The organism is Prosthecobacter sp. (genome assembly GCF_044378005.1).
GTDB lineage: Bacteria > Verrucomicrobiota > Verrucomicrobiia > Verrucomicrobiales > Verrucomicrobiaceae > Prosthecobacter.
This window is the reverse complement of sequence record NZ_JBILYB010000168.1, coordinates 1-11,971: the sequence shown is the minus strand read 5'-3', so window position 1 is coordinate 11,971 and position 11,971 is coordinate 1. Positions and strand designations below refer to the sequence as shown.

Sequence of the window (11,971 nt, the reverse complement as noted above, 5' to 3'; positions counted from 1 at the left end):
CTCAAGCACAAGGCGCGACAAGCTTGCCCTTCACTTCCTCTCCCTCATTCAATTCGCCTCCATCATCGACTGGCTCAGATACGGTTGTTGAGGGTTTTCAAACACCGCCTAGTCTAAGTCGTCGAAGTGGCGGGAGATGAAGGTGCTTCCCTGGATAGTCACGAAAAGCTGTGGAATAATCACTCGTGCTGTCGCCAGATCCTGAAAAAGATCTCGTCAAATTTACAGTGATCTGGCTGATACTGGAGCATGAAAGCCAAACTCGTCCTCCTCGCATGTCTCGCGCTCACATCGCATCCCATTCATGCCGCAGATGCTCAGGTCGAGAAGGCCGACATCGTCATCTATGGCGGCACTCCTTCAGGCATCGCGGCAGTCCGTGAGGCTGCTTCACACGGCACGTCGCGTGCAACAACTACGACATCCCGTATCGCAGCCTCACGCCGCCGGATGTGGCGAATCTACTCGTGCCCGTGTGCTGCTCTGCCACGCACATCGCCTACTGCTCGCTGCGCATGGAGCCTGTCTATATGATGCTCGGCCACGCCGCTGGCGATGCCGCGCACCTCGCGCTCACCACGAAGAAGAGCGTGCAAAAAGTGGACATCAAAGCTCTGCGCGAACTGCTGCTCGCGGAAGGCTCTGTGCTCGATTGCGGCTATCAACCGCAGGTGAAGCTCACCTGGACTCCGAAGTATCCGAAGCCCGGCGAGAAGGTCATTTTCAAAGCCATCTCCGGCACGCTCAAAGACCCGCTCAAGCAGATCGTGTGGGACTTCGACGGCACCGGCAAAGTCGGCGGTGAAGGCGAGCGCGTGGTGCATAGCTTCGACCTCGAAAAAGTCCACACCGTCAGCCTGCTCGTCACCGATGAAGCCGGTCGCAAGCGCCTCCTCAGTGCCGAAGTCCCCGTCGGCAGCACCGAGGCGCGAGACATCACCGTGGATGAATTTGATGCCGAAATGTCCGGTCGCTGGAACGGCACACTGCCCGACTATGTGATCACCAAGCCGCTGCGCTACTCCGATGTCTTTACCGGCCCCGGCACGCATCGCGATATGGTGAGCAAAGGCAAAGTCGGCCCCGTGCGCATCCACTTCCAACCCACCCTGCCGCGCACCGGCCGCTACCAAGTCTGCATCGGCTTCCGCCCCTCCAAGGCCCAGGCCACCAACACGCCCATCACCATCAAGCACGCTGAAGGCACTGCCAAACTCACCCTCGATCAACGCACCGAGACCACACCCTTCAATTTCGTCCCCATCGGTGAGTTCACCTTCAAAGTCGGCGACAGCGGCTTCGTGGACCTCACGAATAGCGGAGCCGATGGCCGCATCGCCATCGTCGGCGTGCGCTGGGTGTGGCTCGGGGAGTAGATTCGATTGTGAGGGCAATCAACTCGGGATCGTTGTTACGCCTCCGCGTAAGCCTCGCCCTGCTTGGTGAGGCTGCCGCTGGCGTCGAAGAGGGCCGAGCAACCGGTCGGCGAGTTTCCCGGACCGGTGCCGAACCACGCGTAGCGCTCCACATCGTTCGAACGCTCCAAACGAGGCAGCGCATCCTTGATGAAGCGCAGCACATCCTTCTCGGTGTGCTGGTTCTTGCCGGTTTTCGTCGCGCTCCAGTCCGCGGGGCAAAACTCGGTGATCCACACGGGGCGTTTGTAGAGTCGCGCGATTTTATCGACGTGCGATGTGAGCTGCGAGGCGCTTGGGCCGCCATACCAGTGGATGGTGATGAAATCGATGCGGTATTTCCGCTTCAACGCTTCCTTCATGAAGGCCTGCATCCAAGGGCTGTCGGCATGCACGCCCGCCGGGCTGCCGAGCGGCAGGTTGAGCTCCTCCAGCTTCGGCCACACGGCTAGTGCTTGCTCGACGGTTGTGTTCCCCTGCTCTTTGCCTTCGGGCTCGTTGAAACCAAGCACGGCGGGCGGCTTGTTGGCGAGATCGCCACGGATTTCCTCGACGGCTTTCGCGGCGAACTGGTTTTCGTTATCCTTGAAGACCATCGGCACCCATTCGATGCCCTCGGGCAGGTCCGCTGGGCGCTTCGAAGTCCAGTTGTAGATCCACTTCACGTTCAGCTCGGCGAGCTTGGCCGGTGTGACCGCGCCGCGCAGGCCGGTCGCGTAGCCTTTTTTGCCTGCCTTCTTGCTGGCGGACTGCGCTTGAGCCGCGCCGGAAAGGAGCAGCGTGGAAAGCGAGAGGCTGGAGTGCAAAAAGTGACGGCGCGTGGGGAGAGTGATCATGCGCGGTGTTTGTATCAGAACGGCTGCGCGATGGTCAATGAGCATGTTCAGCCACCGAAAGGCCTCACACTCGGCCCCTCAATCCATTTCGGTGGGATCATGATCTGGCGCGGCACCGCAGGCACGCCGTGTTCATGCTGGGAAAGCTGCGTGACGACCAAATCGACCGCCGCAGCCGCCAAATGATCGCGCTGCTGGTAGATACCCGCGAAGCCCTCCATCTTCGGTGTCCAGTCATGCACCACGAAACCGATGTTGTTCGGGAATCGCAGGCCGAGCCGCTTCAGCCAGCCGGGGACATGTGTGTCGAAGGTGATCAGCGCGTCTGGCTGATGCTCGCGCATCCATTTCGAGAAGGCCTCGAAGCCTTGGCTGATGTCGTTGCTAGGAAACAGCAGCAGCGGCACACGATCCGCCTCCGGCAGGCCGTGCTGCCAGTGAAACAAGCCGCCGCTGTAGCCAAACTGCGAGCGATTCACGATCCACTTCGTCACCGCCACGCCGATGCGTTTGTAGCCACGGGCCGCGAGTTGCTCGGCGGCCATGTGAATGCCCAGCGTCATGTTTCCGGCGCACATGTGCAGCGCAGGCGTGCTCATCGCATTGCCAAACGTCACCGCCGCAAAGGCCGAGTAGTCGAGCCGGCTGCATGGCAACTGCATGCTCTGTGGCGAAACGATCACGCCTTCGATACCACGCGCGTGCAGGATCTTTTGCAGCTTTTTCGGCGTGAGGCCGTCTTTGCCCAGATAAAACTCCTCCACGGCATAACCATGCCCGTGCGCACGGCGTCGGATGTCCTCGATGGGCACATATTGATACGAAGGCCCCAGCAGCCCATCCTGCGGCACATGCTCGCGTATGACGGCGATCACCGCCCGCAGCCGTTTTTCCTTCTTCCCGCGCACCACCTGCATCATGCGCATCAAATGCGGGTCCGGCTGGTAATCGAGCCGCTTTGCTTCCTTCAAGACGAGATCCCGTTTCTCCGCCGCCACCTTCGGCGCTCCACGCAGCACTCGCGACACCGTCATGATCGACACGCCTGTGGTTCGGGCGATGTCTTTGAGCGTGAGCGTGGGCGTGGAGGTCATGGGCATGGTGTTAGCATAACACGCCATGTCGGCATTCAAGCCGCGAAATCCCTCTGCCAGCCCCGTTTTCTAGCATCATGCTTCTCCGACCTCTTTTCTGCCTCTTTGCGATCTCTGCGATCCTTTGCGGCCAATCCCTCGCCGCTCCACCACCGACGGTGCTGCCGGGCAAACCTTCTGCCTGCGCGACTCGGATCACTCCGGCGAATCCGCCAAACGACGGCATCCTGTTCGTCGATCACTCCAAGGCCAAGCGCAGCGGCCATCTCGGTCATGCGTTGGTACAGCTTGAGCCGGGGAAGCTGATCGCGTTTTACCCGAACTGCTCCAGCGACAACGGCGGTCACTCAGGCGTCGGCTGGATGGAATACAAACGCTCCGTGGACGCCGGCAAAACCTGGGGCGAGCCGCAGGTGCTCTCCTTCTCCAAAAAACTCCACGAGAAGAAAATGGGGCGCTCCGCCATGGCAGAAAAAGCCATCGTCACGGACAAAGGCGAGATCGTGCTCTTTTACCTCATCTGCGATGTCGCGGAGAGCGCCCTGTGGCAGCCCTACTGGGTGCCACTGGTCTGCAAGAGCAAAGACGGCGGCCAAAACTGGAGCGATCCGCGACCCTTCGGAGCCTCGCGTGGCCGAGTCTATGACGTGGAGTATCACGACGGCGAAATCCGCGTGCTGCACTTCGCCAACGACGCCATCAAAGACTGGCGCGGCAATGCCAAAGAGCACGTCTATGAGCTGCACGTCAGCACCGATGGCGGCGAGACCTTTACCAAACGCAGCGTGTTGCCCTTCATCACCAACCGGCGCGGTTATGGCGCACTCGGCCACCTCGCCGATAGCTCGCTCATCGCTTACGTTTATAACAGCGCGAACGAAAACGTGCTCGATTACCTCATCAGCCACGATGGCGGCAAAACGTGGCCGAAGGTCGGCACCTCGACCTTCAGCCGAAAGATCCGCAATCCGCAGTTCACCGCCTTCGGTGGCAAATACTACCTGCATGGCCGCAGCGGTGCGTATGGCGACGGCAGCGGCCACATGATCCTCTACATGTCCGACGACGGCATCACCTGGGACGACGGCGTCTATCTCCGCATGCGCACCGCCGGTGCCGGAGCCTACTCCAACAGCCTCGTCGTCGATTCCCCAGATGGCAGCGACAAACAGCGACTCCTCATCCAGGCCTCCCACGCCTACGAAGACAGCAAGACCAACGTGCTCCACTGGTGGCTGGAGTAACCGCTGCAAACCTTCACCAACCAACAACTATGCTCCTCCGACCTCTTTCCTGCCTTCTTGCGATCTCATGCAGCACGCTTCTCTATGCCGGGGACGTGCCCACGTTTGCCGGGCCTACGCCGGGCACCTTGCGCGACATTTCCATTCCGACCGTGGACATCTCTGCTGATGCGGCGCGGCATGTCGTCATCGCCCGTGGCACGGAAAAGGAATACCAAGGCCATTGCGACACCGTGTTGATGGCGGATGGAAAGACGATGTTCACCGCTTGGTGCATGAATCACGCCGGACACCTCGGCCCGCTCGCCCGCAGCGATGATGGCGGGCTCACCTGGAGCGCACCTTTGCCGACGCCGCCGGACTGGCAGCTCGTGAAAATGACCACGCCAGTGCTCCACCGCCTCACCGATCCGCAGGGCGTCGAGCGTTTGTTCATCTTCGGCGGCTGCGATTTCCCAGGCAATCTCCGCAGGGCGTTTTCGACGGACCTTGGCAAAACGTGGTCGCCGATGAAGGAACTCGGCCTCGTTGGCGAAGTCGCCCCGAAGAGCATTCTCTCCTTCGATGGCGGCAAGCGGCTCATCATGTGGTCTGACCGTCGCGATCCAAAAAATGCCAAGGATCTGCATCCCGTTGTGTGGCAGAGCGAGTCGCTCGATGGAGGCCTGACGTGGAGCAAGGAGCGCGTCATCCTTGTCGTCCCTGGCCAATGGGCCCAGCCGAGCGTGACGCGGTCCGATGACGGCAAACAGCTCGTCATGCTCTTGCGCGAAAACACGCGCCAGCATCACTCGCTGTATTCGATCAGTAACGACGACGCACGCACCTGGAGCGAACCAAAGGAACTCCCCGCTGCGCTCACCGGGGATCGCCATGTCATCAAACACGCTCCCGATGGCCGCCTTGTCACCGCCTTCCGCGACATGGCCAAGACGAGCACCACCTACGGACACTACGTTGCATGGGTCGGCACCTTCGATGACATCGTGAACCGCCGCGAAGGCCAGTATCGCATCAAACTTCTCCACAACACCAAGCGCAGCCCCACCGATGCGCCAGGCACTGGCAACACCGACTGCGGCTACTCCGATCTCGAACTCCTCGGCGACGGCACCCTCATCGCGACCACCTACATCCATTATGCCGCCGGCCCGGAAAAGAGCAGCGTCGTCAGCACCCGCTTCAAGCTCAGCGAGACCGATCCGTTGGTGAAACAGCGCTAGGCATCGACCAGTAGCCTTCTGCCCACCCCGAGAAATCCATCGCCCGTGCAAATCGGGGCATGGGCGGTTATTCGCTGAACATCTCGCTGCCATCCTGAGCATGTATTCGAGTTGTGTAGCCATGCATCACACGATGGAGGCATGACACGCTTCTGGATCGCTTTCATTTTCTTGCTGAGCTGCGCTGGGTCTGTGCGGGCGGCTTTCACCAGCGTCACGAACCTGCGCTATCAGACCGGCACCGAGGTGCGGCATGTGCTGGACATTCACCGGCCGAGTCCACTGCCTGCGACGCCGATGCCGGTCATTCTGTGGATTCACGGCGGAGGCTGGCTGACAGGGGCCAAGGATCCCGTGCCACAGGTCACTGAGATCACGAATGCAGGCTATGTGCTGGCGGCGATGAATTACCGCTACTCGTCCACAGCACCCTTTCCGGCCCAGATTCAAGATGTGAAGGCAGCGATTCGTTTTCTGCGGGCCAATGCGGCTGCTTACAATCTCGATCCGAGCCGCATCGCTGTCTGGGGGCAGTCCGCCGGGGCTCATCTCGCGGCGCTGGCAGCGGTGACGAGCGGCGTGTCGCAAACGACGCTCGGACAGCCGTTCGACGTCGGTGCGAATCTTTCGGTTTCATCGGCCGTGCAGGCTTGCGTGGCTTACGCGACGCCTTCATATCTCGGTGATGCTGCGGTGAATGACACCACCGTCTCGACTTACCTCGGCGGCTTGCTGCCGGGTGCGTTGCCAACGGCTCAGGCGGCGAACTGCTACAACCCGGCCTATCTCGGCAATGACCCGCCATTCCTCGTCGTGCATGGTCTGGCGGACACGACGGTGCCGCCGATCTATGGCAGCAATCTGCACAACGCTCTCGTCGCTGCTGGTGGCAGCAGCACTTACGTCACGCTGCCCGGCGTGAACCACACGCCCTGGGCCACGAGCGAGTATCCGCGTGCGCTCGCCTTCTTCCAAAGCGTGCTGCCCACGCTGCCCCTCGCCTCGTGGCGTGAGCTGCACGGCCTGCCGCGCGATGGCACCCAGGATGCCAGCATCGCAGGCATGGATGGAATCGCCAACGTGCTCAAGTTTGCCTTCAACATCGCGCCCAATGCCGGATCGCTCACGATCCCAAACGCACGCACGCTCGCAGCTCCCACTGGCACCAGCTTGAGCGGACTCAGCGGGCTGCCGCACTTTGGATCGACGGGTTCGGGCAATCAGCTCGCCCTCACCTTTCTCCGACGCAAAGCCAGCACCGGTCCCGGCATCGGCTACGAGGTGCAGTGGTCCGATGACTTCATCACCTGGACACCGCAGACACTGGATGGCACGAACAGCGAGACGCTGAGCATCGACAGCAGTTGGGAGCGCGTGCGATTCCTGCACACGCCTGGCACAGGTGCGGCCCGACGCTTCTTCCGCGTGGTCGTGCGGCGTTTCTAGCGTCTTGCGAGCCGAGGCCGAGCGATTATGAGTGCGGGCATGGAACTGCGACACTTGCGCTACTTCATCGCCATCGCGGAGGAACTGAGTTTCTCCAAAGCGGCGGTGCGGCTGCATATCTCGCAGCCACCACTGAGCCAGCAGATCCTCGATCTCGAACGCGAACTCGGCGTGCGCCTTTTCGAGCGCGGCCCGCGCAAAGTGAAGCTCACTCACGCGGGCGAGGCATTCCTATCGGAGGCACGCGCCACGCTCTCTCAGGCGGGCAATGCCGTGCTCACCGCGCAGCGTGCGGATCGTGGAGAAGTCGGCCAGCTACACATCGGCTACCTCACCTCCGCCACGAACGCCTCCTTTGCCGCGATCATCCGCGACTTCCGCCAGCAGCATCCGCAGGTCGCGCTGCATCTGCGCGACATGAACGAGGTGGACATGCTCCGCGCCATTCGGGAAGGCAGCCTGCACGCCGCGCTGCTCCGCGCCGTGCCCGAGGATGACGAACTCGCCGTCGCGCCCTTGTGGGCCGACACCATCAACGTGGCCTTGCCAGCCACGCACCCTCTGGCGCGCAAAAAGAGCATCAGCATCCGTGACCTCGCCGCCGAGTCCTTCATCATCCTCGATCCATCGTTTTATCCCATCGCCAGCAACTGCTTCATGCTTGTCTGCCGCGAGGTCGGCTTCATCCCCCGTATCACCCAACATGCCAGCGATTACCTCAGCCTGCTGTGGCTGGTCGCCTCCGGCCTCGGCATCACCCTCGCTACCGACAGCCTGCGCGATCTGCAACGCGACGGCATGATCTGGAAACCCCTGCGCGATGTGCCCAAAGACGCCCGCATGCTGCTCGTCACCCGCAAAGACAACACCTCCCCCGTGCTGGCCGCCTTTCGAATACTCGCAGCCAAGCACGCGAAGTGGTGCAGAAAGATCGATTGAAGCCAAAAAGGCAAACACCCAAGTTTGGTCAGTTCGCATCAAGCCGGTCGCCGCGCAACTATGTCGTTCCTCACCCACTCATGACGATCCTCTTTGGCATCGTAGTGTCTGCATGCTGCCCAGTCACCAAACGACTCGCCCCCATTGCGCCCCTCGTTGGCTCGATGTGTTAGCATAACACGCCAAGCGCTCTCTCGGACTGCGAAATGACAGACTCCATCGCGTTTACTGCCACATGCCCCTCCCTTTCATCCTAAGTCTCCTTGCAATCACTACGCTATTTTGCGGCCAAACTCATGCTCAGAGCCTTCTCCCCACCAATTGGGACCCCGCGCTGGCGGGCGACATCGTGATGCAGCGGCTCGTTCGCGTCTCGGCGTCGCAGGTGAAAGGAGCGCATGATGCGGAGTTCGTCTGTGTCGGCGAGCGGGCTTACATCGTCGAGCATGACAACGACGTGGCACCCGGCCACGGCGCGGGCGTGGCGATGTATTGCGTGCTGACGGTCGTGAACCTACAGACGCTCCAGATCGAAAAAATGCATCCGATGGCCAAAGCGGGCCAGGCCTTCGCCAACATCACGCTGCCGGACGCGCAGGTCTTTGTGCCTCGCATCATTCGCAAGGACGAGCACACGCTGCGCACCTACTTTTGCAGCCAGCCGGCCAAAGCACAGGCCGTGACCTGGTATCGCGACTTTGATCTGCGCACGCAGACCTTCGAGGAAAGCATCCACAAAGCCCGGCTCAAGACAGCCGCAGGCACCTTCGACATGGAGCCGCGTCATTTTCATGCGGACGCAGCCGCTTTGGGTTTCAAGCGGCCCGCCGTGAATCAGGGCCTCTACATTTTCGATTCGTTCAAGGAGTTCGACGGCAATCGCTACATCGCGCTCAACAACTTCCCCGGCAAACAAAACGCCCTCGCCGTGCTGCACGACGACTTCGCCACCTTCGAAGTCATCGGCCACTACAACGAGCCGCAAGCGCAGCAGCTCAGCGAATCCGCCGTGAACCGACTGCCCGACGGCACCTGGATGGCCATCGTCCGCAACGACGCGGGCAACTACCACTTCACCACTAGCCACGACGGCAAAACATGGACCACCGCCGAGCCAAAACCCTTCGTGCCGAACGGCCTGAACTCGAAACCGACCTTCGACAAGTTTGGCGGCATCTATTACCTCGGCTGGCAGGAGAACACCAAGATCCAGAACTGCAATCGCAGCGTCTTCAACGTGGACATCTCTCGCGATGGCAAAACCTGGCAGCGCAAATACCGCTTCGAGTCCCCGCACTCGTTTCAGTATCCGACCTTCCACGAACACGAAGGCACGCTCTGGCTAAACGTCAGCCAAAGCGACCACGGCGGCTCCACCGACCGCATCATGTTCGGCAAACTGGAGGCCACCGGCCAGTTCGAGCCTCAAACCGGCCAAAAACGCATCGCCTGGCCCGCACCACCGCCACCCGAGCCCGCCCTCATGAAACGCGGCGTGAAGCTCTTCACCGACCGCGAGTATGTCATCGACGAAATGCCCGATCTCGTCAAAGACCTGCCCTTTCACCGCACCAGCATCGAAAAGCTCGACGTGACCGTCACCAAGCCCGGCACCCTTTTCGCCCTCACACCGACGATCCGCCCGAAAGCCGCCAGCCAGGAGGAAGCCCTAAAAAAAGCCGGTTTCACCAAAGTGGACGTGCCCGAGACGCAGCTCTTCCCCGGCGAAATCAATCGCGTGAGCGTTTACCGCAAGGCAGTGAAGCAAGGCGAGCGGCTCCAGTTTAAGAAGCTCGTGCTGCTCGTGTTTGCCGATGGGGTGAGCGTGCAGTGAGTGGCAAATGATGCTGCTGCTTTATTTCGCTTCCTCCTTCCCTCGCAGCCCCTTCACCACCATCTCGCGAAAGGCGCGGACGTGGGCGAGTTCGTGGCGGCCTTTGGGGTGAAGGAGGACGACATGGTCATGGCCGAGGGAGGCGGAGACATCGCGGTGGATGAAGTGAGCTTTCACATCGGCGGGCACGGGCAGCGCCTCGGTAGCTGGGCGGGAGAGCACGGCCACGCCCATGCCGAGGGCCACGTAGTTGAGGATGGAGGTGACGTTGCCAGCGGTCATGATGACGTTCACCTGGTCGCTCAGCCCGGCTTTGGCGACGAGGTGATCAAACTGCATGCGTGAGCTTGAGTTTTCCCCGGCGAGGATGAGCGGTTGTTTGACGATGTCACGCAGTTTGGGGGTTTTGATCTGGGAAAAGGGATGGCTGGCAAGGCACACCACCTCGAAGGGATAGCGCACGAGCGGCGTGACCTCGAAGCGGGTCGGTATCACCACGCCTTGAGGCGTGCCGACGATGGCGAGGTCGGCTTTTTCTGCTTCGAGGAGTTGCCAAGCGATGCGCGAGGGTGCGTCGATGAGTGAGAGCCGCACCTGCGGGTGCGTGCGCCGGTAGTCGGCGATGATATGGCGCAGAGTGCTGTTGAGCACGGTTGCGGGCGCGGCCATGCGCAGGTGGCGCTCGGCTTTGCCGTGCTCGTCGTGGAAGACCTTCTTCAGCGAGTCAAAGCCCTCCACCAGCGGCGCGGCGAGGTCCAGCAGCCGCTCGCCGTCCTCGGTGAGGCGCACGTCATGGCCTTTGGCGGTGACGAGTTGCACGCCGTAGTCGTCCTCCAGCGCCCGCACCTGCCGCCACACGGATGGCGTGGCCATGCCGAGGCTCCGTGACGCTGCGGCAAAGGTGCCGTGCTTGGCGATTTCAAACAAGGCGCGGATCTGGCGGAACCGCACTTCCTTGAAGTAGCGGCGGTCATCGGAGGGCTTGGCACTGCGTTTGGGTTTCATTGCTCTGAGAGTAACGGCCATTAGGAAAATAGTCTCGCAAGCTCATGAAGAAGAAGGGTGGTGGCACTGTATTTTCGGAGGTGCCTTCGCCGTCGTCGAGCGCACCAAGTCTTTCCGAATCCCGAATGAAACTCACCGCCCTGTTTTTGATCCCACTCGCCGCTTCTGCGGCGGAGGGAGATGCTTTTTTCCGCGAGCGTGTGGAGCCATTGCTCAAGCAGCGATGCTACGAATGCCATTCGCACGCGGGCAAGATCAAGGGCGGGCTGGTGCTGGACTCGCGCTCAGGCTGGCAGGCGGGTGGTGACAGCGGTCCTGCGCTGGTGCCAGGGACGCCAGAAAAGAGCCGCATCATCGAGGCGGTGCGCTACACGAACCCGGACATGGAGATGCCGCCGAAGGCGAAACTGCCGGAGAGTGAGATCGCCGTGCTGGAGGAGTGGGTGAAGCGCGGTGCGCCCGATCCGCGCGAGACGGCGGCGGTGGCGAAAGAGGTGAAAAAGACCGGCGTGGATGTGGAGGAGGGGCGGAAGCATTGGTCCTATCAACCAGTGCGGGATACCGCGCCACCCATCGTGCATGATCAAGCTTGGCCGCTGAATGAGGTGGACGCCTTCGTTCTCGCGAAGCAGGAGGCAGCGGGCCTTCAACCGGGTCCCGAGGCCGAAGCGCATGCCTGGCTGCGGCGCGTAACCTTTGACCTCACCGGCCTGCCGCCGACGGAGGCGGAGATTCAGCACTTTTTGGCCGACCTCGAACGAGACAATCGGACAAGGGGCCAATCAGACAAGGAGACGAGCATCTCATTGTCTCCCCATCCGATTGTCTCATCGTCAGGATCATCAGCACACGAGCGCGTGGTGGACCGTCTGCTCTCATCCAGAGCCTATGGCGAGCGCTGGGCGCGGCATTGGCTGGACCTCGTGGGCTATGCC

At 61.4% G+C, this 11,971-nt stretch carries 10 protein-coding genes and 1 pseudogene; 8 read left to right on the top strand and 3 right to left on the bottom strand.

Annotation, left to right across the window (positions count from 1 at the left end):
* Positions 1–416: 416 nt before the first annotated feature.
* Together AC6FTP_RS22625 and AC6FTP_RS22620 are read left to right on the top strand one after the other, a co-directional pair.
* A pseudogene (locus AC6FTP_RS22625) lies at positions 417–617 on the top strand (FAD-dependent oxidoreductase); the annotation flags it as partial.
* 345 nt (positions 618–962) lie between these two features.
* Positions 963–1,376 carry a golvesin C-terminal-like domain-containing protein gene (locus AC6FTP_RS22620; protein WP_497209179.1) on the top strand — a complete coding sequence of 138 codons (414 nt, stop codon included), beginning with the start codon at positions 963–965 and terminating at the stop codon, positions 1,374–1,376.
* A gap of 35 nt (positions 1,377–1,411) precedes the next feature.
* On the opposite strand, the gene AC6FTP_RS22615 is transcribed toward AC6FTP_RS22620, so the two are convergent.
* Both AC6FTP_RS22615 and AC6FTP_RS22610 read right to left on the bottom strand, forming a co-directional pair.
* Complete coding sequence (locus AC6FTP_RS22615; protein ID WP_497209178.1) at positions 1,412–2,251, bottom strand: glycosyl hydrolase; 840 nt, start codon at positions 2,249–2,251, stop codon at positions 1,412–1,414.
* Between the two features lie 47 nt (positions 2,252–2,298).
* Positions 2,299–3,345: a LacI family DNA-binding transcriptional regulator gene (locus AC6FTP_RS22610; RefSeq protein ID WP_497209177.1), complete on the bottom strand. Its 1,047-nt coding sequence runs from the start codon at positions 3,343–3,345 to the stop codon at positions 2,299–2,301.
* A 77-nt stretch (positions 3,346–3,422) separates the two neighbouring features.
* Between AC6FTP_RS22610 and AC6FTP_RS22605 the strand changes: the two genes are divergently transcribed.
* The 5 genes from AC6FTP_RS22605 to AC6FTP_RS22585 all read left to right on the top strand — a co-directional run bounded on the left by AC6FTP_RS22605 (position 3,423) and on the right by AC6FTP_RS22585 (position 10,031).
* Positions 3,423–4,589 carry a sialidase family protein gene (locus AC6FTP_RS22605; protein WP_497209176.1) on the top strand — a complete coding sequence of 389 codons (1,167 nt, stop codon included), beginning with the start codon at positions 3,423–3,425 and terminating at the stop codon, positions 4,587–4,589.
* Between the two features lie 29 nt (positions 4,590–4,618).
* Complete coding sequence (locus AC6FTP_RS22600; RefSeq protein ID WP_497209175.1) at positions 4,619–5,812, top strand: sialidase family protein; 1,194 nt, start codon at positions 4,619–4,621, stop codon at positions 5,810–5,812.
* Positions 5,813–5,953: 141 nt separating this feature from the next.
* Positions 5,954–7,258 (top strand): alpha/beta hydrolase fold domain-containing protein, encoded by a 1,305-nt coding sequence (locus AC6FTP_RS22595; RefSeq protein WP_497209174.1) that lies wholly within the window; start codon positions 5,954–5,956, stop codon positions 7,256–7,258.
* Between the two features lie 39 nt (positions 7,259–7,297).
* Complete coding sequence (locus AC6FTP_RS22590) at positions 7,298–8,197, top strand: LysR substrate-binding domain-containing protein (protein ID WP_497209173.1); 900 nt, start codon at positions 7,298–7,300, stop codon at positions 8,195–8,197.
* 235 nt (positions 8,198–8,432) lie between these two features.
* Positions 8,433–10,031 carry a sialidase family protein gene (locus AC6FTP_RS22585; RefSeq protein ID WP_497209172.1) on the top strand — a complete coding sequence of 533 codons (1,599 nt, stop codon included), beginning with the start codon at positions 8,433–8,435 and terminating at the stop codon, positions 10,029–10,031.
* A 21-nt stretch (positions 10,032–10,052) separates the two neighbouring features.
* Here AC6FTP_RS22585 and AC6FTP_RS22580 read toward each other — a convergent pair whose 3' ends face one another.
* Positions 10,053–11,036 (bottom strand): LysR family transcriptional regulator, encoded by a 984-nt coding sequence (locus AC6FTP_RS22580; RefSeq protein ID WP_497209171.1) that lies wholly within the window; start codon positions 11,034–11,036, stop codon positions 10,053–10,055.
* A 125-nt stretch (positions 11,037–11,161) separates the two neighbouring features.
* On the opposite strand from AC6FTP_RS22580, the gene AC6FTP_RS22575 reads away from it, so the two are divergent.
* On the top strand, positions 11,162–11,971 hold an 810-nt coding region (locus tag AC6FTP_RS22575), incomplete at its 3' end, for a DUF1549 domain-containing protein (RefSeq protein WP_497209170.1).